Consider the following 26,021-nt stretch of genomic DNA (forward strand, 5'->3'; position numbering starts at 1 on the left):
TCACTCGACGAGTTTACGGAACTTACGGGGTACCGGATTGAAGGTGAAGCTGATGGAGGTACGAGTGGTCCTTGGAGTGGTAAGCCCCTCACGTTCGTAAAAGATCCGTCGGTGAAGGTCGAGAAGCAGCCTGCAGATGCGTTCATTACTGTTGTGCATCCCAACGGCAGTGAAGATAAATCACTTCAAACTGTTATGCCGGTGGACCAGCCAGGTTTGCCTGATGAAGACGGCGGAAGTGGCTCTAATCCGTCCACTATGACGCCTAAGATTAGTACGAAGGTTGATCAGCTTGATGAGCATGAGGCTCTTAAGAAGGACACGGTTGTTACTGACCATGTTCACTATGAGGGTCTGGTTCCGGGTAAGGAATACGTTCTGAATGCGGAGCTGCGTAATAAGGCTGATGAGTCTGTTATTGGTAAGTCCAATCCTGACGAGCCGGTGAAGTTCACTCCGGAGTCTGCTTCGGGTGATGTTGATGTCAAGATCATTGTTAATGATGATGTTAAGGCTGGTTCTGTTAAGCAGGGCGTTGCCTATGAGTACTTGACGTCTACTGCGGTGGATGCGTCTGGTAAGGATTCCGAGTCTGGCAAGGACAATGAGATTGCTAAGCACACGGATATCAATGACAAGGCTCAGACTGTTGATTCTCATGATGAGTTGACGCCTTCGATTAGTACGAAGGTTGATCAGCTTGATGAGCATGAGGCTCTTAAGAAGGACACGGTTGTTACTGACCATGTTCACTATGAGGGTCTGGTTCCGGGTAAGGAATACGTTCTGAATGCGGAGCTGCGTAATAAGGCTGATGAGTCTGTTATTGGTAAGTCCAATCCTGACGAGCCGGTGAAGTTCACTCCGGAGTCTGCTTCGGGTGATGTTGATGTCAAGATCATTGTTAATGATGATGTTAAGGCTGGTTCTGTTAAGCAGGGCGTTGCCTATGAGTACTTGACGTCTACTGCGGTGGATGCGTCTGGTAAGGATTCCGAGTCTGGCAAGGACAATGAGATTGCTAAGCACACGGATATCAATGACAAGGCTCAGACTGTTGATTCTCATGATGAGTTGACGCCTTCGATTAGTACGAAGGTTGATCAGCTTGATGAGCATGAGGCTCTTAAGAAGGACACGGTTGTTACTGACCATGTTCACTATGAGGGTCTGGTTCCGGGTAAGGAATACGTTCTGAATGCGGAGCTGCGTAATAAGGCTGATGAGTCTGTTATTGGTAAGTCCAATCCTGACGAGCCGGTGAAGTTCACTCCGGAGTCTGCTTCGGGTGATGTTGATGTCAAGATCATTGTTAATGATGATGTTAAGGCTGGTTCTGTTAAGCAGGGCGTTGCCTATGAGTACTTGACGTCTACTGCGGTGGATGCGTCTGGTAAGGATTCCGAGTCTGGCAAGGACAATGAGATTGCTAAGCACACGGATATCAATGACAAGGCTCAGACTGTTGATTCTCATGATGAGTTGACGCCTTCGATTAGTACGAAGGTTGATCAGCTTGATGAGCATGAGGCTCTTAAGAAGGACACGGTTGTTACTGACCATGTTCACTATGAGGGTCTGGTTCCGGGTAAGGAATACGTTCTGAATGCGGAGCTGCGTAATAAGGCTGATGAGTCTGTTATTGGTAAGTCCAATCCTGACGAGCCGGTGAAGTTCACTCCGGAGTCTGCTTCGGGTGATGTTGATGTCAAGATCATTGTTAATGATGATGTTAAGGCTGGTTCTGTTAAGCAGGGCGTTGCCTATGAGTACTTGACGTCTACTGCGGTGGATGCGTCTGGTAAGGATTCCGAGTCTGGCAAGGACAATGAGATTGCTAAGCACACGGATATCAATGACAAGGCTCAGACTGTTGATTCTCATGATGAGTTGACGCCTTCGATTAGTACGAAGGTTGATCAGCTTGATGAGCATGAGGCTCTTAAGAAGGACACGGTTGTTACTGACCATGTTCACTATGAGGGTCTGGTTCCGGGTAAGGAATACGTTCTGAATGCGGAGCTGCGTAATAAGGCTGATGAGTCTGTTATTGGTAAGTCCAATCCTGACGAGCCGGTGAAGTTCACTCCGGAGTCTGCTTCGGGTGATGTTGATGTCAAGATCATTGTTAATGATGATGTTAAGGCTGGTTCTGTTAAGCAGGGCGTTGCCTATGAGTACTTGACGTCTACTGCGGTGGATGCGTCTGGTAAGGATTCCGAGTCTGGCAAGGACAATGAGATTGCTAAGCACACGGATATCAATGACAAGGCTCAGACTGTTGATTCTCATGATGAGTTGACGCCTTCGATTAGTACGAAGGTTGATCAGCTTGATGAGCATGAGGCTCTTAAGAAGGACACGGTTGTTACTGACCATGTTCACTATGAGGGTCTGGTTCCGGGTAAGGAATACGTTCTGAATGCGGAGCTGCGTAATAAGGCTGATGAGTCTGTTATTGGTAAGTCCAATCCTGACGAGCCGGTGAAGTTCACTCCGGAGTCTGCTTCGGGTGATGTTGATGTCAAGATCATTGTTAATGATGATGTTAAGGCTGGTTCTGTTAAGCAGGGCGTTGCCTATGAGTACTTGACGTCTACTGCGGTGGATGCGTCTGGTAAGGATTCCGAGTCTGGCAAGGACAATGAGATTGCTAAGCACACGGATATCAATGACAAGGCTCAGACTGTTGATTCTCATGATGAGTTGACGCCTTCGATTAGTACGAAGGTTGATCAGCTTGATGAGCATGAGGCTCTTAAGAAGGACACGGTTGTTACTGACCATGTTCACTATGAGGGTCTGGTTCCGGGTAAGGAATACGTTCTGAATGCGGAGCTGCGTAATAAGGCTGATGAGTCTGTTATTGGTAAGTCCAATCCTGACGAGCCGGTGAAGTTCACTCCGGAGTCTGCTTCGGGTGATGTTGATGTCAAGATCATTGTTAATGATGATGTTAAGGCTGGTTCTGTTAAGCAGGGCGTTGCCTATGAGTACTTGACGTCTACTGCGGTGGATGCGTCTGGTAAGGATTCCGAGTCTGGCAAGGACAATGAGATTGCTAAGCACACGGATATCAATGACAAGGCTCAGACTGTTGATTCTCATGATGAGTTGACGCCTTCGATTAGTACGAAGGTTGATCAGCTTGATGAGCATGAGGCTCTTAAGAAGGACACGGTTGTTACTGACCATGTTCACTATGAGGGTCTGGTTCCGGGTAAGGAATACGTTCTGAATGCGGAGCTGCGTAATAAGGCTGATGAGTCTGTTATTGGTAAGTCCAATCCTGACGAGCCGGTGAAGTTCACTCCGGAGTCTGCTTCGGGTGATGTTGATGTCAAGATCATTGTTAATGATGATGTTAAGGCTGGTTCTGTTAAGCAGGGCGTTGCCTATGAGTACTTGACGTCTACTGCGGTGGATGCGTCTGGTAAGGATTCCGAGTCTGGCAAGGACAATGAGATTGCTAAGCACACGGATATCAATGACAAGGCTCAGACTGTTGATTCTCATGATGAGTTGACGCCTTCGATTAGTACGAAGGTTGATCAGCTTGATGAGCATGAGGCTCTTAAGAAGGACACGGTTGTTACTGACCATGTTCACTATGAGGGTCTGGTTCCGGGTAAGGAATACGTTCTGAATGCGGAGCTGCGTAATAAGGCTGATGAGTCTGTTATTGGTAAGTCCAATCCTGACGAGCCGGTGAAGTTCACTCCGGAGTCTGCTTCGGGTGATGTTGATGTCAAGATCATTGTTAATGATGATGTTAAGGCTGGTTCTGTTAAGCAGGGCGTTGCCTATGAGTACTTGACGTCTACTGCGGTGGATGCGTCTGGTAAGGATTCCGAGTCTGGCAAGGACAATGAGATTGCTAAGCACACGGATATCAATGACAAGGCTCAGACTGTTGATTCTCATGATGAGTTGACGCCTTCGATTAGTACGAAGGTTGATCAGCTTGATGAGCATGAGGCTCTTAAGAAGGACACGGTTGTTACTGACCATGTTCACTATGAGGGTCTGGTTCCGGGTAAGGAATACGTTCTGAATGCGGAGCTGCGTAATAAGGCTGATGAGTCTGTTATTGGTAAGTCCAATCCTGACGAGCCGGTGAAGTTCACTCCGGAGTCTGCTTCGGGTGATGTTGATGTCAAGATCATTGTTAATGATGATGTTAAGGCTGGTTCTGTTAAGCAGGGCGTTGCCTATGAGTACTTGACGTCTACTGCGGTGGATGCGTCTGGTAAGGATTCCGAGTCTGGCAAGGACAATGAGATTGCTAAGCACACGGATATCAATGACAAGGCTCAGACTGTTGATTCTCATGATGAGTTGACGCCTTCGATTAGTACGAAGGTTGATCAGCTTGATGAGCATGAGGCTCTTAAGAAGGACACGGTTGTTACTGACCATGTTCACTATGAGGGTCTGGTTCCGGGTAAGGAATACGTTCTGAATGCGGAGCTGCGTAATAAGGCTGATGAGTCTGTTATTGGTAAGTCCAATCCTGACGAGCCGGTGAAGTTCACTCCGGAGTCTGCTTCGGGTGATGTTGATGTCAAGATCATTGTTAATGATGATGTTAAGGCTGGTTCTGTTAAGCAGGGCGTTGCCTATGAGTACTTGACGTCTACTGCGGTGGATGCGTCTGGTAAGGATTCCGAGTCTGGCAAGGACAATGAGATTGCTAAGCACACGGATATCAATGACAAGGCTCAGACTGTTGATTCTCATGATGAGTTGACGCCTTCGATTAGTACGAAGGTTGATCAGCTTGATGAGCATGAGGCTCTTAAGAAGGACACGGTTGTTACTGACCATGTTCACTATGAGGGTCTGGTTCCGGGTAAGGAATACGTTCTGAATGCGGAGCTGCGTAATAAGGCTGATGAGTCTGTTATTGGTAAGTCCAATCCTGACGAGCCGGTGAAGTTCACTCCGGAGTCTGCTTCGGGTGATGTTGATGTCAAGATCATTGTTAATGATGATGTTAAGGCTGGTTCTGTTAAGCAGGGCGTTGCCTATGAGTACTTGACGTCTACTGCGGTGGATGCGTCTGGTAAGGATTCCGAGTCTGGCAAGGACAATGAGATTGCTAAGCACACGGATATCAATGACAAGGCTCAGACTGTTGATTCTCATGATGAGTTGACGCCTTCGATTAGTACGAAGGTTGATCAGCTTGATGAGCATGAGGCTCTTAAGAAGGACACGGTTGTTACTGACCATGTTCACTATGAGGGTCTGGTTCCGGGTAAGGAATACGTTCTGAATGCGGAGCTGCGTAATAAGGCTGATGAGTCTGTTATTGGTAAGTCCAATCCTGACGAGCCGGTGAAGTTCACTCCGGAGTCTGCTTCGGGTGATGTTGATGTCAAGATCATTGTTAATGATGATGTTAAGGCTGGTTCTGTTAAGCAGGGCGTTGCCTATGAGTACTTGACGTCTACTGCGGTGGATGCGTCTGGTAAGGATTCCGAGTCTGGCAAGGACAATGAGATTGCTAAGCACACGGATATCAATGACAAGGCTCAGACTGTTGATTCTCATGATGAGTTGACGCCTTCGATTAGTACGAAGGTTGATCAGCTTGATGAGCATGAGGCTCTTAAGAAGGACACGGTTGTTACTGACCATGTTCACTATGAGGGTCTGGTTCCGGGTAAGGAATACGTTCTGAATGCGGAGCTGCGTAATAAGGCTGATGAGTCTGTTATTGGTAAGTCCAATCCTGACGAGCCGGTGAAGTTCACTCCGGAGTCTGCTTCGGGTGATGTTGATGTCAAGATCATTGTTAATGATGATGTTAAGGCTGGTTCTGTTAAGCAGGGCGTTGCCTATGAGTACTTGACGTCTACTGCGGTGGATGCGTCTGGTAAGGATTCCGAGTCTGGCAAGGACAATGAGATTGCTAAGCACACGGATATCAATGACAAGGCTCAGACTGTTGATTCTCATGATGAGTTGACGCCTTCGATTAGTACGAAGGTTGATCAGCTTGATGAGCATGAGGCTCTTAAGAAGGACACGGTTGTTACTGACCATGTTCACTATGAGGGTCTGGTTCCGGGTAAGGAATACGTTCTGAATGCGGAGCTGCGTAATAAGGCTGATGAGTCTGTTATTGGTAAGTCCAATCCTGACGAGCCGGTGAAGTTCACTCCGGAGTCTGCTTCGGGTGATGTTGATGTCAAGATCATTGTTAATGATGATGTTAAGGCTGGTTCTGTTAAGCAGGGCGTTGCCTATGAGTACTTGACGTCTACTGCGGTGGATGCGTCTGGTAAGGATTCCGAGTCTGGCAAGGACAATGAGATTGCTAAGCACACGGATATCAATGACAAGGCTCAGACTGTTGATTCTCATGATGAGTTGACGCCTTCGATTAGTACGAAGGTTGATCAGCTTGATGAGCATGAGGCTCTTAAGAAGGACACGGTTGTTACTGACCATGTTCACTATGAGGGTCTGGTTCCGGGTAAGGAATACGTTCTGAATGCGGAGCTGCGTAATAAGGCTGATGAGTCTGTTATTGGTAAGTCCAATCCTGACGAGCCGGTGAAGTTCACTCCGGAGTCTGCTTCGGGTGATGTTGATGTCAAGATCATTGTTAATGATGATGTTAAGGCTGGTTCTGTTAAGCAGGGCGTTGCCTATGAGTACTTGACGTCTACTGCGGTGGATGCGTCTGGTAAGGATTCCGAGTCTGGCAAGGACAATGAGATTGCTAAGCACACGGATATCAATGACAAGGCTCAGACTGTTGATTCTCATGATGAGTTGACGCCTTCGATTAGTACGAAGGTTGATCAGCTTGATGAGCATGAGGCTCTTAAGAAGGACACGGTTGTTACTGACCATGTTCACTATGAGGGTCTGGTTCCGGGTAAGGAATACGTTCTGAATGCGGAGCTGCGTAATAAGGCTGATGAGTCTGTTATTGGTAAGTCCAATCCTGACGAGCCGGTGAAGTTCACTCCGGAGTCTGCTTCGGGTGATGTTGATGTCAAGATCATTGTTAATGATGATGTTAAGGCTGGTTCTGTTAAGCAGGGCGTTGCCTATGAGTACTTGACGTCTACTGCGGTGGATGCGTCTGGTAAGGATTCCGAGTCTGGCAAGGACAATGAGATTGCTAAGCACACGGATATCAATGACAAGGCTCAGACTGTTGATTCTCATGATGAGTTGACGCCTTCGATTAGTACGAAGGTTGATCAGCTTGATGAGCATGAGGCTCTTAAGAAGGACACGGTTGTTACTGACCATGTTCACTATGAGGGTCTGGTTCCGGGTAAGGAATACGTTCTGAATGCGGAGCTGCGTAATAAGGCTGATGAGTCTGTTATTGGTAAGTCCAATCCTGACGAGCCGGTGAAGTTCACTCCGGAGTCTGCTTCGGGTGATGTTGATGTCAAGATCATTGTTAATGATGATGTTAAGGCTGGTTCTGTTAAGCAGGGCGTTGCCTATGAGTACTTGACGTCTACTGCGGTGGATGCGTCTGGTAAGGATTCCGAGTCTGGCAAGGACAATGAGATTGCTAAGCACACGGATATCAATGACAAGGCTCAGACTGTTGATTCTCATGATGAGTTGACGCCTTCGATTAGTACGAAGGTTGATCAGCTTGATGAGCATGAGGCTCTTAAGAAGGACACGGTTGTTACTGACCATGTTCACTATGAGGGTCTGGTTCCGGGTAAGGAATACACCCTGAAGGCTGAGCTCATTTCCAAGAAGGACGGCAAGACTGTTCTGGGCAAGGGTGAAGCTACCTTCACTCCGAAGAAGTCCAAGGGCATGGAGCCTGTCACCATCACCGTGAACGATGATGTGACGGAGCCAGTCGAGGCTGCGGTTGCCTTTGAGGAGCTCACCTCCACTGAGGTCAACGACAAGGGTGAGGACACCCCGGATACCACTCCGGATTACCCGAACCACATCGCTGAGCACAAGGACATCAACGATAAGGATCAGACCGTTACCTCTCATAAGAAGGGCGGCAAGACCCCATGGTGGCTCATCCTGATTCCGGGCATTGGCCTGGGCAAGATCATCAAGGATCACTTCGACCACAAGGATCATGGCAACCACAACGGTGGCCACGGTGACAACAACCACCAGCCAGGCAACCAGGATGCTCCAGAGGGCGGTAACTCTGGCCATGGCAACGGCAACGGCGATGCTCCGGGTCAAGAACCTGAAGAGGTCGGCAATGCACTGCCATCCGACGCCCAGCGTGTCGATATTAAGTCCGTACCATCCGGCGCAACTGAGCTTGAGCCGGGCATGCAGAGCTACGTTAAGTAGCCCGTATCGCTAACGCGACTTAATCACTGCGAATCCCCTCCAGCGTGTAACTGCACACGCTGGAGGGGATTTCTATATAACTAGGGCCCGCCGGATACATGAGAGATGCAGCTGCCTCACCCCGAGGAGGTTTCGCTCAGTGTCCACGACTTGAGGGTAACCTCACCGTTTTGAAGGAAAAGTTCTGAATCGATTTATTGGGGTGCTGGGGTTAGGGTGAGGTCATGCTTTTTGATTCGCTGCCACGTCCTAGCGTGCGTGTGGCCCCGGGGGTGGGGCATGTGCCGGGATGGGTCGGCGTCGATAAGCAGAAGGCCTTGGTGGAGGAAATGCGCGGCATTGCGCGCGAGTGTATGCGGCTACGCCGATGGCGATGGTGCGCCCGCGGCTGAAGTCCGGCGGGCAGATGAGTGTATTTCAGCTGCATCTGGGCAGGTATTGGCACTATCCCAGCTATCGCTATGTGGACAATATGGACGGCACGCGGGTTCCGCCGGTGCCGGAGAGTCTGCGGCAGATTGCGCCGGGGGCACTGCGTGCCGCAGCCGAGGTAGCGCCTGAGCTTGCGCCATGGGTGGAGACCTTTGTGCCGGAGATGGCACTCGTGAATTACTACCCGCCAGGATCGGCGATGGGCATGCATGTAGATGATTCTGAGGAATCGCCTGCGCCGGTGATTTCGCTTTCCATTGGGGATGAGGCACTTTTCCGTATGGGGCATACCGAGGCGCGCACGCCGCCGTGGGACGAAATCACGCTGTGTAGTGGTGATTTGGTGGTCTTTGGTGGGCCGAAGCGCTTTGCCTACCACGGGGTGGTGCGCGTTAATGATGGCACGTTGCCAGAGGGGTGTGGGCTTAGTGAGGGACGTATCAACATCACTATCAGACAAGTGTCGGCACGGGCTGTAGGCTAGAGATGTTACATAAAGCTTGAAGGAAAGAAGGTTTTCTCATGTCTCGTATCGGCATCATCATCGGCAGCACCCGCGATAAGGCCGCCGGCAAAGTAGTGGGCGAGTGGCTCAATGACGTGGCCCAGGGTCGTCAGGACGGCGTGGAGTACACCCTGCTGGATCTCAAGGAATTCGATATTCCGGTCCTGACCACCGAGGTTGTACCGGCTGCCGCTAATAAGCAGTACGAGGACGAGCAGGTTCAGGCATGGTCCGATGCAGTGGACGCTTGCGATGGCTTCATCTTCATCACCCCGGAGTACAACCGCTCCGTGCCGGGCCCGTTCAAGAATGCCTTCGACTGCCTGGCCGCAGAGTGGGCGGGCAAGCCCGTTGCCTTCGTCGGCTACGGCCCATCCGGTGCGGTCCGCGCCATCGAAGCATGGCGCCCTATCGTGGTGAACTTCTCAATGCCGCAGCTGCGCAACCAGGTCGAGTTCTACCTCGCCACCGACTGGGCAGAGGGCGAATTCCACCCGGTTGATTTCAAGGTGGAGCGCACCACTTCCTTGCTGGCTGAGCTGGAAGATGCCGTTTCCGCATAATCAGTTCGCACAGCGGCCACGTTCTGGCCCCGCAATAGACGAACGAGACCGATAACGTGGCCGCGCGTTGGCCAGATACACTTCAGCCCCCGCGCTCTTTCCGAGCAGCGGGGGCTGAATGCTAGGTGGTCGGCTTAATTACTGCAGGCCGAACTGATCCCATGCGGCAGGGGAGAGGTTCTGGTACACGTGCTTGTGCTCCTGGTACTCGGCCAGGCCGGTGGGGCCAAGCTCGCGGCCATTGCCGGACTGCTTGTAGCCGCCCCACTCTGCCTGCGGCAGGTACGGGTGGAAGTCGTTGATCCAGATGGTGCCGTGGCGCAGGGCGCGGGCTACGCGCTCGGCGCGGCCGGCGTCGGAAGTGTAGACGGCGCCCGCCAAGCCGTACTCGGTGTCATTCGCGATGGCGATGGCCTCCTCCTCAGTGGTGAAGGTCTCGATGGTCACGGTCGGGCCGAAGGCCTCGTCGTAGACGCAATCCATCTCGCGGGTAGCGCCATCGATGATGGTCGGCAGGTAGTACACACCAGCGCCGAGATCGGTGGTGCCGGTGCCGTGTTGGCCGTTGGTGTCCTCGCTGGTGGCGGCGCGGCCACCGGTGAGGATCTTGGCGCCCTGCTCGCGCGCCTTGTCCACGTAGGCGGCGACCTTCTCGCGGTGCTCGGCGGAGATGAGCGGGCCGGTTTCGGCCTTGTCATCGGTCGGGCCGCCGATCTTGATCTTATTGGCGCGCTCTACCAGAGCGTCGACGAATTTATCGTGCAGGGACTCTTCCACGACGATGCGGGAGCCGGCGGAGCAGACCTGGCCGGAGTGGAAGAAGGCGCCATTGAGTGCGTTGTCCACGGCGACGTCGAAATCGGCATCGGCGAAGATGACGTTCGGGTTCTTGCCGCCGAGCTCGAGCGCGGTGCGCTTGACGGTCTCAGCCGCATTCTTGGCGATGATCTTGCCGGTGACCAGGCCACCGGTGAAGGAGACCATGTCTACATCCGGGTGCTGGGAGAGCGGGTTGCCGCAGTTAGCGCCAGCACCGGTGATGAGGTTGCCTACGCCGTCGGGCAGGCCGCATTCCTTGAGGGCGGCCATGAGCAGCATTGCGGTGTGTGGGGTGAGCTCTGCCTGCTTGAGGACGAAGGTATTGCCAGCGGCCAGGGCCGGGCCAACCTTCCAAGAGACCTGCAGCAGCGGGTAGTTCCACGGAGTAATCAGGCCGCAGACACCAACAGGCTCGGCGTCGATGCGCGAGCGCAGGTTGGGATCCTGCGGGTCCACCACGCGGCCGGCCTGGTGCTGGGCCAGGGTGCCGAAGAACTCGAAGGCATTGGCGATGTCATCCATATCGCCCAGGGATTCTTCGTAGCGCTTGCCGGTATCGGCGGATTCGGCCTGTGCGAAAAGTTCCTTGTGCTCGCGGATGAAATCGGCCACGCGGATGACGAGCTTGCCGCGCTCGGCAGCCGGGGTATTAGCCCACTCGCCGTTGTCAAAGGTTTCACGTGCAACCTTGATGGCGCGCTCGGTGTCCTCGTCGGAGGCTTCGGAGACTAAACCGACGGTGGAACCATCGGCCGGGCAGATAATGGTGCGGGTTTCGCCGCTCTGGGCGGCTTCCCACTTACCGTTGATGAACAGGGACTTCGGGGCGCCATCGGCATGCACGCCCTTCAGCAGCTCGGTCTGGGTGGGGTCGAACAAAGTGTTCTGGGTGCTCAAGTGAAAAGCAACCTTTCTCTCATAGAGGTAGTTGTAGTGGCCAGCTTAGCTATCTTCGCGCCAGGTGCGCTCGGGCTCGGCGCCATCGGAGACATCGGAGTCGCCCGGCTGGGTCTGCTGCATGTAGAGGAAGGCCAAGTGGCGCTCATAAAGATCCAGCACGTTATTGATGATCTGGTTCTCGGAATAGCCGTAGACGTCATAGCCCAGCGAACCGGTCATGTCATAGACCTCGAGGCGGTAGTACTCGTCGCCTTCGCCCGTGCTGAAGTCGGGGCGCTCGGCCGCGACCGGGAAGAGCTGGTAGCGGAACATGCGCTCGTTGTGCAGCTTTACTTCGAGGTCGAGCTGCGGAAGTTCGACGTCGGGAAGCTCGCTGGTGAGCAAGAGGGCATCGTAGCCGCGGGTGCGCATGTGCGTTGCTACCTGCTCGAGGGCGTAAGTGGCGGTTTCGCGCAGGTAGGTATCCATCTCCTGCTTGGAGGGGAAGGTATTGGCGCGGTCGAGGCGGTTCTTCCACAGGTTGGAATCCGAAGGCTCGCGCTCGGTACGGGAGGAAATCACACCATGTATAGCGGTAGTGCGGGCCTCGCGCTGCACGTTTTCAAGGCGCAGTGACTTCCACAGGGAGAACATAATGAGGTAGACCACGAAGGCGAAGGGCAGGCCCATCACGACGGTCGCGGACTGCACGGTAGCGATGCCATCGATCTGCAGCAGTGCCAGGGTCAGCGCACCCACGGTCACGGACCAGAAGATGCGCAGCCAGCGTGCGCCATCCTGGCGGTTATCGGTGATGCGAGAGGTGAAGTTGGACATCACCAGTGCGCCGGAGTCGGCCGAAGTGATGTAGAGCAGTAGGCCAATAAAGGTGGTCAAGAAGATGACGATGCCAGAGCCTGGGAACTCGTGCAGCATGTCGTAGAAGCCTTGTTCTGGCACGTTAATAGCGTTCTCGGCGAATTCGGGGTAGTCACCGGAGCGAACCATGTCCAAGGCAGTGTTACCAAAGAAGGACATCCACATCAGGATGAATAGGAACGGGAAGGTCAGGGTGCCGAAGATGAACTGGCGCAGGGTGCGGCCGCGGGAGATGCGGGCCAGGAAGAGGCCGACGAAGGTCGCCCAGGCGATCCACCATGCCCAGAAGAAGAGGGTCCAGGACTGCATCCAGGTATCTACGTTGGCTTGGTCTTCGGCGAAGGCGAAGGTCTCCATGGTCCAAGATGGGAATTTTGCGACGTAGTCACCGATATTGGTCACGATGGCATCGAAGAGGTAGGCGGTCTTGCCAAAGACCACGACGTAGACCATCAGCGCGATGGCCAAATAGACGTTGAGCTCGGAGAGGAAGCGAATACCCTTATCGACGCCGGATACAGCCGACAGCGTGGCAATGGCCACCGCAATAATGATGAGCGCGGACTGCAGGCCAAGGCCCTGCTCGATGCCGAAGATGAGGTGGAAGCCATAGGACAGCTGCACCACGCCGATGCCCAGGGAGGCGGTCACACCGAAGACGGTGCCCAACATAGCGGCGATGTCCACCGCGGAGCCGATGGGGCCGTGTACGCGCTTGCCGATGAGCGGATAGAGCGCGGAACGGATAGCCAGCGGCATGTTCAGGCGGTAGGCAAAGTAGCCAAAGGCCATGCCCATAAGGGCATAAAGCGCCCAGCCGGTGAGGCCATAGTGGAACATGGCATAGACCACGGCTTCCTTGGCGGCCTCCATGGTCTCGCCGTCCCCGACCGGTGGCTGCATATACATGGTGACCGGCTCGGCCACGGCGAAGAACATGAGGTCCACGCCGATGCCGGCGGCAAAGAGCATGGACGCCCAGGAGAAGGTATTGAATTTCGGCCGCGAGTGGTCCGGTCCGAGGCGGATATTGCCGGCATTGGAAAAGGCAATATAGAGCACGAAGACCACGGCGATGGTGGCGGTGAGAACGTAGAACCAGCCAAGGTTGTGGCCGATCCAGCCGGTCACACTGGCGAGGGTTTCTGCCGCGGAATCGCGGCCGAGCCCGGCATAGAGCGCCATGGCAATAATGAGGACGCCAGAGATGATAAATACCGGCCAGTTTGTCTTGGGAGCAGGGACCTGATCCGCGCCTACGGCATCGCCGGTTTCGGCCTTGTAGCTGCCGACGAGGGCGCGGACTTGGTAGCGCGGGCTGCGCTTCTTGGGCTCTCTAGAGGGGGTTGCGAGAGAGGTGTTTTTACCCCCTTCTTGGGGGTCTTTATGTGAAGTGTGAGACTCCTCAGGATCGTGAGGGTCAAAGTTAGCCATCTACTTCTCCTATTGCTGGTTGTTTTGGGCCGAATCTTTCGCACGAGTGCCCCAAAATGCTCACAAGATCGCAGGGAGAGATAGGTGAGTGAAATGAATCATATTCGGGCGAACTATGCGCAAAGACTGCGGATTTCATCTCCAGAGAAATCCATCCGGACAAGGTAAATATACATTAAGATGGGCAAACTTCTAGCAGGATGTGTACTCTGGAGGCGGTGCCCGCACATAAGGCGATGTGAATAATTGCAGACTTTTGTATAAATTACAATATTTTCACTTCCGGTGGGGCAATCTTGACGTGTGAAATATTTCACAGAAAGAAGGGGATTTATGGGTTTTATGGACAAGCTGACCAAGAAGCGTTCCGCTAAAAAGGTCACCGATGAAGTAAGCGACGTAGTCGTCGTTGGCGGTGGCTCCGCAGGCTCCGTCATCGCCGCACGCCTGACCGAAGACAAGAACACCCGCGTGCTGGTCCTTGAGGCTGGCCGCCCAGATTCCCTGTGGGATCTGTTCATTCACATGCCATCCGGCTTCTCTTTCCCAATCGGCGCAAAGAACTATGACTGGATGTATGAGTCCGATCCAGAGCCAGAGATGAACGGCCGCCGTGTCTACCATGCTCGCGGCAAGGTCCTTGGCGGATCTTCCTCCATCAACGGCATGATCTACCAGCGCGGTAACCCGATGGACTACGAGAAGTGGGGCCAGAACCCGGGCATGGAGAACTGGGACTTCGCCCACTGCCTGCCGTACTTCAACCGCATGGAAACCGCCGCTGCGGCTGAGCCGAATGACCCGCGTCGTGGCCACGATGGCCCGCTGTACCTCTCCCGCGGTCCGGCTACCTCCGAGCTCTTCCAGGCCCTGTTCAAGTCTGTGCAGGAAGCCGGCTACAACCTGACCAATGACGTCAATGGTTACCGCCAGGAAGGCTTCGCTCCGTTCGATCGCAATATTAAGAACGGCAAGCGTTGGTCCGCTGCCCGCGCCTACCTGTACCCCAATATGGATCGCGAGAACCTCGAGATCCGCACCCGCGCTTTCACCACCAAGATCCTCTTCGAGGGCCAGAAGGCCGTCGGCGTCGAGTACGAGTGGCAGGGCGGCGTTCACCGCGTCTACGCCGAGAAGATCGTGCTGTCCGCCGGTGCCATTAACACCCCGCAGCTGCTGGAAATCTCCGGCATTGGTGACCGTGAGATTCTGGAGAAGCACGGCATCGACGTCGTCAAGCACCTGCCGGGTGTGGGCGAGAACCTGCAGGACCACCTCGAGGTCTACATCCAGTATGAGACCACCAAGTCCACCGCTTCTTCCCAGCCTTACCTGGATAAGTGGCGCTGGCCGTTCATGGGTCTGCAGTGGCTGCTGACCCACAAGGGCCCGGTTGCTACCTCCCACTTTGAAGGCGGCGGCTTTGTGCGCTCCAATGAGAACGAGGACTACCCGAACCTCATGTTCCACTTCCTGCCGATGGCTGTGCGTTATGACGGCCAGAAGGCGGACGTCAAGCACGGCTTCCAGTGGCACGTTGGCCCGATGTTCTCCGATACCAAGGGCCACGTTCACATCAAGAGCGCCGATATCCACGACAAGCCGTCCATCCTCTTCAACTACCTGAAGACCGACCAGGACCGCCGCGAGTGGGTTGAGGCCGTACGCGTTGCCCGCTCCCTGCTGGATACCAAGGCCATGGAAGAGGTAGGCGCCCGCGAGTTCAGCCCGGGCCCGGATGTCCAGACCGATGAGGAAATCCTGGAGTGGGTCCGCAACGATGGCGAGACCGCGCTGCACCCATCCTGCACCGCCAAGATGGGCGCGGAGTCCGATCCTATGGCCGTGGTTAACCCGGACACCATGGGCGTGTGGGGCGTCGAAGGCCTCTACATTGCGGATGCCTCCGTCTTCCCATCCGTGACCAACGGCAATATCTACTCCCCAACCATGATGGTGGGCGAGAAGGCCGCCGACCTCATCGCCGGCCGCACCCCGCTCGAGCCAAACTACGCCGAGTGGTACAAGGCTAAGCACGATATGCCGCTCTACGCTGAGGGCGAAGCAGTCCGCGATCACAAGCACTCCATCCAGGGCGCTGACCACTAAGCAGCCTCCCGCCGGATTGCTCTAGCGCCGCGTTTCCCATTCTTGGGGCGCGGCGCTTTTGCTTGCCGACGTCCCCTTGTTCCCACCGTCTCCCTAACGTCTAGGTAAGAGCCATGGTTTAATACCCTGGCAAGCGATTGCCCCAGTGAATCGAAGCGTCAGAGAAAAGGAGCCTGTGGATGCTAATTCTTATCGCGATGGTCATTGCTGCCTTGGCCGTTATTAAAAAACTCGACGACATAGATAAGCACCTAAAGGAGCTGCTCGCTTCGAGAGAAGATGGCGAAACACCGCGTTAATCGTGCGGGTGGCTAAGGAGATGGTGGACGAATTTCGAATTAACCAACTGCAAAAGGCCCATACCGACCGTGAAATGGAATTTTCCTGCGATGTAGCTTGAAGGCTATGGCTTCATGGAGCAAAGTGGTTTCCAAGCAGCAGTTCCAGTACTTCGTACGCGGGGTAGCCAACACTGCCGACTTCAAGGAAGTATCATTCCTGGATACCAGCGAAAAGAGTTAGTCATTTGGCTATTAGAAGGCTTCGCTACGTGTGGTTCGACTCGTACGCAATGTCCGTGAGTGTCTAGCCCTTGATGGAGAACCTGGTGTCAGTGTCGCTGGCCGCACCTACGCCGCCGTCATGTCCGCCGACACCCTGTTCATCACCATCCCCACAGGGGTGGGTGTGGACATCCACGTGAAGATTCTGGAGAACTTCGCCGCCCGCGTCGCCCCCGGCGTTGGGTTGGCAGCCGAACCGCGAAAGACCAGTCATCGGCTATCCCATCGACTAATTCTTGCAGGTGGCAGGACTTTCGCGTGACTGTTAGTTCAGCCCCTTTTAAATAGTTCATCGCATACTGTATAATTCAGCGCATGCTGACTATTGCTTCGCGCCTCGACGTCATGAACCGGCTCGGCCGGGCCATGGCTGATCCGACGCGCTCCCGAATCCTGCTAACCCTACTAGACGGTCCGAGCTACCCGGCTGTGCTCTCGCAAAGCTTGGATCTGACCCGCTCGAACGTTTCGAACCACCTGTCCTGCCTGCGCGATTGTGGCATTGTCGTCGCTGAGCCGGAGGGCCGCAAGACCCGCTACGAAATCGCCGATCCCCACCTCGCGGCAGCGCTCGAAGCGCTGGTCCACGCGACGCTGGCCGTCGACGAGAATGCCCCCTGCATCGACACTGAGTGCTCGGTGCCCGACTGCGGCGAGAAAGGAGCGGACGCATGAGTTCAGCATGTGGATGCGAACACGAACCCGTCACGGAGATTGACGAGCTCGATCGGCCATGGTGGAAGGACCCTGAGCTACTGCTGCCGATCTTCTCCGGGGTAGCCCTCATAACAGGACTGGCGCTGGACTGGTCCGACTTGGAGACGCCCGCGACGGTACTGTATTGGGTTGGCCTGCTGTTGGGCGCTTACACGTTCGCGCCTGGAGCGATCCGGAACCTTGTCACGAAGCGCAAGCTCGGCATTGGCTTGCTAATGACGATCAGCGCGGTCGGCGCGGTGATCCTCGGATTCGTCGGAGAGGCCGCGGCGCTAGCGTTCCTGTACTCGATCGCCGAGGCACTGGAAGACAAGGCGATGGATCGGGCCCAAGGCGGACTGCGGGCACTGTTGAAGCTGGTACCGCAGACCGCGACGGTGCTGCGCGACGGCACAGCGGCCGAGGTCGTAGCGAAGGACCTCGAGGTTGGCGAGCTAATGCTCGTGCGCCCCGGGGAGCGGATCGCCACGGACGGCATCATTCGATCCGGGCGCTCCAGCCTTGACACCTCAGCGATCACCGGAGAATCCATTCCGGAGGAGGTTGCGCCCGGCGACGAAGTGCCTGCGGGAGCGATCAACTCCGCCGGGGTGCTGGAGGTCGAGACGACCGCTGCTGGAACGGACAACTCGCTGACCACACTCGTGGACCTAGTCGAGCAAGCGCAGGCGGAAAAGGGCGACCGCGCCCGGATCGCCGACCGGATTGCCCAACCCCTAGTGCCCGGGGTGATGATCCTGGCGGTGCTGGTCGGCGTTATCGGCTCGCTGCTGGGCGAACCTGAGACGTGGATCACCCGTGCGCTGGTAGTCCTGGTCGCAGCGTCGCCGTGCGCGCTGGCAATCTCCGTGCCGCTGACGGTCGTGGCCGCGATCGGCGCGGCCAGCCAGTTCGGAGTGGTCATCAAGTCCGGCGCGGCGTTCGAGCGACTCGGCGGTATCCGTCACCTGGCAGTGGACAAAACCGGAACCCTTACCCGCAACCAGCCTGAGGTTACGGGAGTGGTCCCGGCAGACGGATTCGATCGGACGCAGGTGCTTTCCTTCGCGGCGGCAGTTGAGCAGCAATCGACACACCCCCTCGCTGCGGCGATCGCGGCAGCGGGGCCCGAAGCGCCCACCGCCTCGGACATCAGCGAGGAAGCTGGGCATGGCATCGGCGGCACCGTCGAAGGCCGACGGGTGCTGGTGGGCAGCCCCCGATGGATCGACGCTGGGCCACTGAAAGCAGACGTTGAGCGCATGGAGTCCGAGGGCCAGACCTGCGTCCTGGTCACCGTCGATGACGCTCTCGCCGGGGCGATCGGGGTCCGTGACGAGTTGCGGCCCGAGGTGCCCGAAGCCGTGCAGGCCCTGCACGCCAACGACGTGGAAGTAAGCATGCTCACCGGCGACAACACTCGCACCGCCCGGGCGCTGGCTGGAATCGCCGGAATCAACGACGTGCGCGCCGAGCTGCGCCCTGAGGACAAGGCAAGCATCGTCGCTGAATTCTCCTCCAAGACGCCGACGGCGATGATCGGCGACGGCATCAACGACGCGCCGGCACTGGCGGGTGCGACGGTGGGCATAGCGATGGGAGCGACCGGCTCTGACGCCGCGATCGAGTCCGCTGACGTCGCTTTCACCGGCCACGACCTTCGGCTAATCCCGAAGGCGCTGCAGCACGCCCGCCGAGGAAGCAGGATCATCAACCAGAACATCGTGCTGTCTCTGGCCATCATCATCGTGTTGATGCCACTGGCGATCAGCGGCGTGCTGGGCCTGGCTGCCGTCGTGTTGGTTCACGAGGTCGCCGAAGTGATCGTGATCTTGAACGGCCTGCGGGCTGCGCAAGCGAAGCGCTGAGGCTGTGACCGGCAAGTCTCATAAGGGTTAAACCACACGCCGAGCGGACACACCTTGGGCCAGGCACGTCATTCGAGTTCACGGTCCGTCTCCGTGGAATCGGGACCGTACTCGGTGACCTGTCCCTTCTCGGTGCGGGTGGGCATGGGGGCTGTGGGCGAGCCACCACCCGGCACGTGCCCAGCCGGTCAAGGGCCCCCGAGCGCTCGGCGTCTCCAGCGCAGATCGTGGAAGGATCGAACTTGCTCAGGGACCAAGCGTCACTGCGAGACTCTTTTCGTCCCGCAACTTGAATAGTTCAGCGGCCTTGATACCGCGGACATCCATTCGGAGTGCTGCCGAGTCTCATCGACACAGCCCGTGACTACTTGGGCAGTGTGTTTGACAAAGGACCCCACCCTCATCAGCGTTGCCGAGCCCTCGCCGTTCCAGTTGCCGTAACCGACTAGATGCAGATTCTTCACCGCGATTTCGCGGCCGCGCATGAGGTGGCGGAATAGACCGAGAGCCGAACGAAAACCAGCGCACCAGATCAGATGGTCGTGGTCGTGCTCACTAAAGCTATCGAAGATGGGGGGATGTCCCCGAGGTTCGGGCCGGAATCGCCGCCGAGAATCCGGCGGCGGCTGCGTCGGTGAACGAACGGACCGCGCTTCAACCTACCCCCAATAACGCGAAGCGTCATCAACGCCCAGCGTTACACGTTTAATTTGAACTCTACAGAGTGTCGGCGCAGTTTAACGTGTGCGAGATTCATTCTTGGACCCAGCCCAGTCGCTGGCGTTAACCTTGCACAAAACTACGGCGATGGTCCTGGACGGCCTTGCTGACTGAGCACCCGGCACCTCCATCACAGGCGTTCGTGCTCCCCACATCCTTCGCTCAAGCGGACTGCTATCCCGTAAACCGATGTTGTCACCCTTCCAGGACGGTAGCCTTATCAACCCAGCGAGCCAATAGACTGAAAGCCGCGAGCTGCTCCAACGCGACTTGCTCCTCACCACCGTCGTGTGGAACATGCATCCCGGGATTGCGGATAGCCGCGTACAAGCCCTCTGCAAAGGCGCGGGCGCCCCGATGCAGGTTCTCAAACGTCTTACTGCCATCATTTTCCATAAGCCGAAGGCGCGGCACATTACGCTTCGGATCATGGAGTGAAAACGCCTCGTTGAAAAGTGCTGTTTCAGATACGTCTAGGCGGTTCAGTTTCGCTTGGGTCTCTGCATTGACGCGGATGGCAGCCTGCATCACGGCTTGATGGTAGTGCCCGTGATTCCAGTAACCCTTGCCATTTTCCCACGCCCACGGATGCAGATTGGCTGCATCTAAGTCTGGCGTGTTCTCTCCGAGCTTTTCAGCGAGTTCAGACCGACGTTCAAGCGCTGTCTTGGCCCGGGCCGCTTGACCCCTCAGCCAGCTATACTCCTTGTCCTGGACCGGGCGTCCTTGTCTCCACCCGGGAAGCACTCGGTCAAGGATCATTTCAACGACATGGGCGAGTGCCGCAGCCTCAGTCGGCGATCCACTCATAACGGTTCCAAGGTAGGCGATGCCCGGGCCCATGTCGGGGACTACCTTCGCTGTGACTTGCAGGAACGCGTCTATCTCATTGATCGCCCACTCGGGGTCCAGCTCGGCCATGCCTCCATTATGACGTATGGGGCTGACATGGCCGGAGAGAACTGGTCTGATACCCCCCACCAGAAACACCCCGCATTGTTGCAGGCGCGCTGACGCGCGCCCATCATGGAAACCATGAGCGATCCCAACTTCACGATCCGCCAGATCACCTTCGACTGCCACGATCCCTCAAAGCTCGCCAAGTTTTGGTCCGCCGCAACCGGCTGCGAAATCGCCGCGGATTACGGCGATTTCGTGATGGTTGATTCCACCCCGGCGCTGGGATTTCAGCGCGTTGAGGAACCGACACCTGGGAAAAACCGCATGCACGTCGACGTTGGCGGGGCGGAGCGCGAAACTTTAATAGAACGCCTCAAAGACCTAGGCGCCACCGAACTCACCACCCACGAAGCGCCGGGATTGGTGTGGACCGTCATGCAGGACCCGGAAGGCAACGAGTTCTGCGTGGGTAACCCCGGGGCCTAGCTACACGTTGAACTTGAACTCGACTTGGTTCAAGTCATCCGTGTGACCCCGCGGGCGACCCGCGCCGGGTTGATGCGTGCGTTGGGGTGTGCAGCGGCACAGAGTTTTGGGTGACAGCATCCTTGGCTGGCGCTCCGCGGTGATCACTGCACGGCCTAGTGTGTTGGGTGCGCTGCAACTCATTGGCGGGCTTTTGTCCGTATGAGCGTGTCTTCGATTCGTTCCGGTTTTAAGTCCGCCGCGTACCTACCGTGGTGGCGGGCACCGAGAATTACACGGAACAGGCCATCGCAGCCGGCAGCATTAATGACTTGACTGGCTGGCTCGCCTATAAGCTCGGGGTGGTCACGAACCTATCCAATCCGAAAGCACTCGTGTTCTTCGGCGCGGTTTTCGCGCAGTTTATTCGCCCCGATATGTCGCCCACGTGGACCGTTGCGGTGGCGGTAATCCTCTTGGCGATGTCCTTGACGTGGTTTTCTACCTTTGCTCTCATTGTGCGCGCGGCATCGCGCTGGATTGCGCATCATTCCGCGGCCATCGATATCGTTTCCGGTCATATCTTTGCGGGGCTGGGACTCGTTATGGCCGTGGAGGGCGTCATTGAGCTCTTCGGTTAGTGCAGGTGGCGGATTTCTATAAAAGAGTTGATATAGGAGCTGCCTAAATCACAGAACTTACCTGTTTCGCTGCAGGTGAGAGGGCACTTATAGTGGCATACGTTGATCCAATGGCATGCGAGTATGGAGGTGTTAGGTGGCTATTAGCGCCCTCGTGACCCTGATGGGCGTGTGGTTCGCGGCGATGGCCTCGCCGGGCCCAGACGTAGTGCAAATCATTCGCTTAGGTGCGCGTTCTACGCGCGCAGCCGTATGCGCGGCGCTGGGTAGTACCACCGGCCTTACCATTTGGACCGTGGCCTCCTTGGCGGGGCTGTCCGCGCTGATTTCCGCGCACCCTGGGATCCTCGTGGCGCTGCAGGTTCTCGGTGGCTGTTACCTGCTGTGGATGGCCTATACCGCCATTACCGGTGGCATCAAGGAGCGTCGCGCGCCCGCAACCGTCGTGGGCACCGAAACCCGCGCCCCGCAGCCGCGCGGGTTTACACCGGACGGCATCATCAAGGCGGGCACTGCCTACCGCATGGGATTTATCTGCGATCTTTCGAACCCCAAGGTGGTCATCTTCTTTGGCGCCATCTTTGCCAATTTCATTGATCCCGGCATGGGCATCGGCGCCAATCTCATGGTGGGTGCCGTACTGATTCTGGAAAGCCTCGTGCTGTTTGTGGGCGTGGCTTTGAGTACCCGCGCGGTCTCAAAGTGGATGGCTAAGAACTCCGCCTGGGTGGATATTGTCAGCGGCGTGGTCTTCCTTCTGCTGGGTGTCATCATCCTTTTTGAGGGAGTGCGTGGTCTTATAGCCATGTAATCTGGGGCCATGATTTTTACCACTACTAATACCGTTGATGGTTATGAGATTACGGACTATATCCGCATTATCGCCGGGGAAACCGTCATCGGTATTAATATGCTGAAGGATTTCGGGGCATCCATTCGCAATATCACCGGTGGGCGCTCCGCCGGGTACGAAAGCGAGGCCATCAAGGCGCGTGAGGCGGCACTCGATGAGTTGTGGCGGCGCGGGCAGGAGCTCGGGGCCGATGGTGTGGTGGGCATCGCCTTCGATTATTCGCCCATGGGGACGTCGAATGACATGCTGATGGTCACGGCCACCGGCACGGCGGTGAAGCTGCGCGCTCGTGATTAAGGTAGGCAAGAAAACACTGGCCCTGTGCGCTGGGTTATGCGCGGCCGCCGGACTCATGGCGGGGTGCGAGGAAGAACCGCCGTTACCGGGCAGCGTGCCAAATGAATCGCAAGGCGCGGCCGATGGCTATATCACCACGCTGCCGGACCAGGGCACAACGGCCAATGGCCGCTACCAGATCATTAACCTACAAAATCATCGCAGTTTTGTAGTCCACGTGCCGTTTAATGCGGATAAGCACCACCGCTTGCCCGTGGTCGTGGTGATGCACGGCTATGAGATGGACGCCGGAAATATGTTTAAAGGCACCGACTTATCCCAAGGCGATGCCATTACCGTCTTTGTCCAAGGTGCGGGCAAGGCGTGGGCACCGGCACCCTATGCGGTAACCAGTTTGGAAGATGACCTCAAGTACGTGGATGACACGATTGATTTCGTCCGGCGCCATTATCCCGCCACGGACACCACCTATGGCGTGGGCTTTTCCAATGGCGGCGGATTCGCTCGTGCGGTGACCTGCAAGCGGCCGGGCCTATTCGATGCGGTGGCCACGGTTTCGGCGGCAAAATATGACCGCGTGGAAAAAGACTGCGCCAGCGAGCCCACCGATTACCTGGATATCCACGGCACTAAGGACGCGCTGATGAAATATGGCGGTGGGCGCCAACACGGAGCGCACTACCACTCGGTCAAACAATCGCTGCGCGGGATTGCGAAAGAGAATGGGTGCAATCCGTTTCCAAAGAGGCGTCGGAAAGAAGCAGTGGAGCACTTCACCTGGCGGGTATGTGATGCGCGCACCGAGCAGTACACCATTCACGGCGGCACGCACACGTGGAATGGTGGGGCCACGGACCATTCCGGCCTAGTTAAGGCAGAATGGACCACCGATACGGTGCTGGATTTCTTCCATATTGCCCACCCGTAGTAAGCGCCGCGCGCGGGCTGGGTAAGCTGGGCGGCATGCTAGACATTCCTATCAACGGCGATTCCATCAAATTGGGTCAGTTCATCAAGCTGGCCAGCTTGGTGGCTACCGGCGGCGAGGCCAAGGAACTCATCGCGGAAGGCGTGGTTACGGTCAATGGCGAGCCCGAAACGCGCCGGGGTGCCACGCTCCACCCAGGCGACGAAGTGTGCATCGAGGATGCTTGCGCACGGGTGGGCGAGCCGGACGAAGACGATGATTACTTTGATGAAGCCACGGCCGACGATGACTTTGATCCGGAAAAGTGGAGGAATATGTAGATGCCAGCATTCGAAGCTGAAGTGGGCATGCCCTACTGGATTGACCTGACCACCTCGGATCCGCGCAAGTCCGCGCACTTCTACGAGGAAGTGCTGGGGTGGGAGATTTCCGCCGAGTCCGCGGAGGAAAAGCCCTATCAGATGGCGCGCTTGCAGGGCCTGCCCATCGCCGGGCTTATCCCGCAGCCGGAAGAGGCACCCATGCCGGATACTTGGGTGACCTACTTCCTCTCCAAGGACATCGCTGGTGATTGCCAGCGCGCCGAGAGCCTAGGTGGACGCATCCTGGTGGAGCCGCAGCAAGTGCAGCTAGGGCACATGGCTTTGCTTGCCGACGCCGCCGGTGGCATGTTCGGCCTCATCCAGCCCGCCGGCCCAGAGCACTTCGTCGCCGCCGGCGAACCCGGCACCCCGGTATGGCACGAGCTCACCGCAACCTCGGGTTTCCAGCGCGCAATGGACTTTTATGGAGAGCTTTTCAATTGGGAAATTCGCGCCATGCAGTCCGAGGATGAGAACTTTATCTATGCCACGGCGGAAGAAGACGGTGCGCCGTTTGCTGGCCTGTGGAACGCCGAGGGCCAGTTCCCGCCCCAGGTGCCGAGCTTCTGGCAGACCTACTTGGGCGTGCGCGATATCGACGCCGCTGCGAAGAAGGCCGTGGAACTAGGCGGTGAGGTCATCCGCGAACCATGGGATTCGCCCTTTGGCCGCATGTGCCTATTGGCCGATTCCACCGGTGCGACCATCACCCTCACCGAGGTCGAAGACGCCCCTGAAGAGGAGCCGACCGAAGCGGATGATGTGTTGGGCCTTGACCCGCAGTAATCGCGATGAGTGAGTCGCCACTGGTCAAGCGCGTATTGGCGGTGGTTGCTGTAATTCCACCCGGCAATGTCACCTCCTATGGTGAGGTGGCTAAGGTGGCCGGTTGCGGCGCGCGCAACGTCGGTACCGTGTTAAAGCGCCACGGTGCCGGTACTGCCTGGTGGCGCGTGGTCCGCGCCGATGGCACCTCTCACGATCCCGTCCGTGCGGAGGACTACTGGGACCGGGAGGCAATCGCCCACGCTGGCGGCCGCGTTAAAATGCACGAGCACGGAATCGACGCCCGCGAATTACAGGAGTTGATGGAGTGAGGGCCTGGGTCATTCTCTTCCTCGCGATTGCCAGCGAAGTCGTGGGTACCATCGCGCTGAAATACGCCGTAGACCATTTCTGGATCTACGGTGTGGCCGCTCTTTGTTTCATCCTCGCCTTCGTGCTCCTGCACCGCGTCATGCAAGAAGGCGTCAACGTGGGCGTGGCCTACGGCCTCTGGGCATCCGGCGGAGTAATTTCCACCGCGCTGCTTTCCGCCGCGCTCTTTGGCGAGCCGCTCGGTGCAGTAAAACTCGCTGGCATCGCGCTCATTATGGCCGGCGTATTCTGCGTGGAAATGGGCGTGAAACCGCACGAGGATGAAAACCGCACGGTGGAGGTGGCACCGCAATGATCTGGTTTCTGCTTTTCCTCGCCACCGCCATTGAGGTCACCGGCACGTTGTGCCTGCGCATGTCCGCGGTGACCGGCCGTCGCTTCTGGGTAGTGCTCGTCGCCCTGTGTTATGTCAGCGCCTATGGGTTCTTGGCGCTCGTGCTTAAGGCCGGTATGGACCTGGGCGTGGCCTATGGCATCTGGGCGGCTACCGGCGTTGCGCTTACCGCCATCGCCTCGTATCTCCTGTTTAAGGAGCCGTTTACCTGGCTAAAATCCCTCGGCGTGGTACTGATTGTCGGAGGAGTGCTGCTGGTAGAAGCTGGTGCGTAGCACCTGCGGGGGCGCTACTATA

At 56.5% G+C, this 26,021-nt stretch carries 20 protein-coding genes and 1 pseudogene; 18 read left to right on the plus strand and 3 right to left on the minus strand.

Annotated features, from left to right (window positions below):
• Window positions 1–111 precede the first annotated feature (111 nt).
• From ACLI1L_RS00485 to ACLI1L_RS00495, 3 genes and pseudogenes are all read left to right on the plus strand, one after another.
• Window positions 112–8,319 (plus strand): VaFE repeat-containing surface-anchored protein, encoded by an 8,208-nt coding sequence (locus ACLI1L_RS00485; protein WP_411707760.1) that lies wholly within the window; start codon window positions 112–114, stop codon window positions 8,317–8,319.
• A 224-nt stretch (window positions 8,320–8,543) separates the two neighbouring features.
• A pseudogene (locus tag ACLI1L_RS00490) lies at window positions 8,544–9,235 on the plus strand (alpha-ketoglutarate-dependent dioxygenase AlkB).
• A gap of 38 nt (window positions 9,236–9,273) precedes the next feature.
• Window positions 9,274–9,819 (plus strand): NADPH-dependent FMN reductase, encoded by a 546-nt coding sequence (locus ACLI1L_RS00495; protein WP_411707761.1) that lies wholly within the window; start codon window positions 9,274–9,276, stop codon window positions 9,817–9,819.
• A gap of 138 nt (window positions 9,820–9,957) precedes the next feature.
• Here ACLI1L_RS00495 and ACLI1L_RS00500 read toward each other — a convergent pair whose 3' ends face one another.
• Together ACLI1L_RS00500 and betT are read right to left on the minus strand one after the other, a co-directional pair.
• The gene (locus ACLI1L_RS00500) at window positions 9,958–11,535 is read right to left on the minus strand and encodes an aldehyde dehydrogenase family protein (RefSeq protein ID WP_411707762.1); all 1,578 of its coding nucleotides are present in this window, start codon (window positions 11,533–11,535) and stop codon (window positions 9,958–9,960) included.
• A 45-nt stretch (window positions 11,536–11,580) separates the two neighbouring features.
• The gene (gene betT, locus ACLI1L_RS00505) at window positions 11,581–13,830 is read right to left on the minus strand and encodes a choline BCCT transporter BetT (RefSeq protein WP_411707763.1); all 2,250 of its coding nucleotides are present in this window, start codon (window positions 13,828–13,830) and stop codon (window positions 11,581–11,583) included.
• A gap of 333 nt (window positions 13,831–14,163) precedes the next feature.
• On the opposite strand from betT, the gene betA reads away from it, so the two are divergent.
• From betA to ACLI1L_RS00530, 5 genes are all read left to right on the plus strand, one after another.
• A complete protein-coding gene (gene betA / locus ACLI1L_RS00510; RefSeq protein WP_259824800.1) occupies window positions 14,164–15,939 on the plus strand; it encodes a choline dehydrogenase in 1,776 nt (591 codons plus the stop codon).
• Window positions 15,940–16,118: 179 nt separating this feature from the next.
• Window positions 16,119–16,238, plus strand: a complete 120-nt coding sequence (locus tag ACLI1L_RS00515) for a chemotaxis protein (protein WP_086588586.1) — start codon at window positions 16,119–16,121, stop codon at window positions 16,236–16,238.
• Window positions 16,239–16,491: 253 nt separating this feature from the next.
• Window positions 16,492–16,764, plus strand: a complete 273-nt coding sequence (locus ACLI1L_RS00520) for a hypothetical protein (RefSeq protein WP_244169546.1) — start codon at window positions 16,492–16,494, stop codon at window positions 16,762–16,764.
• 53 nt (window positions 16,765–16,817) lie between these two features.
• Window positions 16,818–17,177, plus strand: a complete 360-nt coding sequence (gene cmtR / locus ACLI1L_RS00525) for a Cd(II)/Pb(II)-sensing metalloregulatory transcriptional regulator CmtR (protein ID WP_411707764.1) — start codon at window positions 16,818–16,820, stop codon at window positions 17,175–17,177.
• Window positions 17,174–19,066: a heavy metal translocating P-type ATPase gene (locus ACLI1L_RS00530; RefSeq protein ID WP_411707765.1), complete on the plus strand. Its 1,893-nt coding sequence runs from the start codon at window positions 17,174–17,176 to the stop codon at window positions 19,064–19,066. Before cmtR ends, ACLI1L_RS00530 begins: the two co-directional genes overlap by 4 nt.
• 915 nt (window positions 19,067–19,981) lie before the next feature.
• On the opposite strand, the gene ACLI1L_RS00535 is transcribed toward ACLI1L_RS00530, so the two are convergent.
• Complete coding sequence (locus ACLI1L_RS00535) at window positions 19,982–20,707, minus strand: TIGR02391 family protein (RefSeq protein WP_086588590.1); 726 nt, start codon at window positions 20,705–20,707, stop codon at window positions 19,982–19,984.
• A gap of 114 nt (window positions 20,708–20,821) precedes the next feature.
• Between ACLI1L_RS00535 and ACLI1L_RS00540 the strand changes: the two genes are divergently transcribed.
• The 10 genes from ACLI1L_RS00540 to ACLI1L_RS00585 all read left to right on the plus strand — a co-directional run bounded on the left by ACLI1L_RS00540 (window position 20,822) and on the right by ACLI1L_RS00585 (window position 25,999).
• Window positions 20,822–21,172 (plus strand): VOC family protein, encoded by a 351-nt coding sequence (locus tag ACLI1L_RS00540; RefSeq protein WP_034656146.1) that lies wholly within the window; start codon window positions 20,822–20,824, stop codon window positions 21,170–21,172.
• A 254-nt stretch (window positions 21,173–21,426) separates the two neighbouring features.
• Entirely contained in the window at window positions 21,427–21,792 is a 366-nt protein-coding gene (locus ACLI1L_RS00545) for a LysE family translocator (RefSeq protein WP_411707766.1), read from the plus strand.
• A gap of 136 nt (window positions 21,793–21,928) precedes the next feature.
• A complete protein-coding gene (locus tag ACLI1L_RS00550; RefSeq protein WP_411707767.1) occupies window positions 21,929–22,603 on the plus strand; it encodes a LysE family translocator in 675 nt (224 codons plus the stop codon).
• 9 nt (window positions 22,604–22,612) lie between these two features.
• Window positions 22,613–22,942: a YbjQ family protein gene (locus tag ACLI1L_RS00555; protein WP_049358954.1), complete on the plus strand. Its 330-nt coding sequence runs from the start codon at window positions 22,613–22,615 to the stop codon at window positions 22,940–22,942.
• Window positions 22,935–23,870, plus strand: coding sequence for an alpha/beta hydrolase family esterase (locus ACLI1L_RS00560; RefSeq protein ID WP_411707768.1), 936 nt, complete (start codon window positions 22,935–22,937; stop codon window positions 23,868–23,870). The genes ACLI1L_RS00555 and ACLI1L_RS00560 overlap by 8 nt, the downstream gene beginning before the upstream one ends.
• A gap of 35 nt (window positions 23,871–23,905) precedes the next feature.
• Window positions 23,906–24,190: an RNA-binding S4 domain-containing protein gene (locus ACLI1L_RS00565; protein WP_023020323.1), complete on the plus strand. Its 285-nt coding sequence runs from the start codon at window positions 23,906–23,908 to the stop codon at window positions 24,188–24,190.
• A complete protein-coding gene (locus ACLI1L_RS00570) occupies window positions 24,191–25,018 on the plus strand; it encodes a VOC family protein (protein ID WP_411707769.1) in 828 nt (275 codons plus the stop codon). It begins immediately after the preceding gene.
• Window positions 25,019–25,023: 5 nt separating this feature from the next.
• Window positions 25,024–25,329, plus strand: a complete 306-nt coding sequence (locus ACLI1L_RS00575) for an MGMT family protein (RefSeq protein ID WP_239207791.1) — start codon at window positions 25,024–25,026, stop codon at window positions 25,327–25,329.
• A complete protein-coding gene (locus tag ACLI1L_RS00580) occupies window positions 25,326–25,685 on the plus strand; it encodes a DMT family transporter (RefSeq protein WP_411707770.1) in 360 nt (119 codons plus the stop codon). The genes ACLI1L_RS00575 and ACLI1L_RS00580 overlap by 4 nt, the downstream gene beginning before the upstream one ends.
• Window positions 25,682–25,999: a DMT family transporter gene (locus ACLI1L_RS00585; RefSeq protein WP_239206325.1), complete on the plus strand. Its 318-nt coding sequence runs from the start codon at window positions 25,682–25,684 to the stop codon at window positions 25,997–25,999. Before ACLI1L_RS00580 ends, ACLI1L_RS00585 begins: the two co-directional genes overlap by 4 nt.
• Window positions 26,000–26,021 lie beyond the last annotated feature (22 nt).

Origin of the sequence: Corynebacterium sp. LaCa117, assembly GCF_046717765.1 — a bacterium.
Lineage (GTDB): Bacteria > Actinomycetota > Actinomycetes > Mycobacteriales > Mycobacteriaceae > Corynebacterium > Corynebacterium kefirresidentii.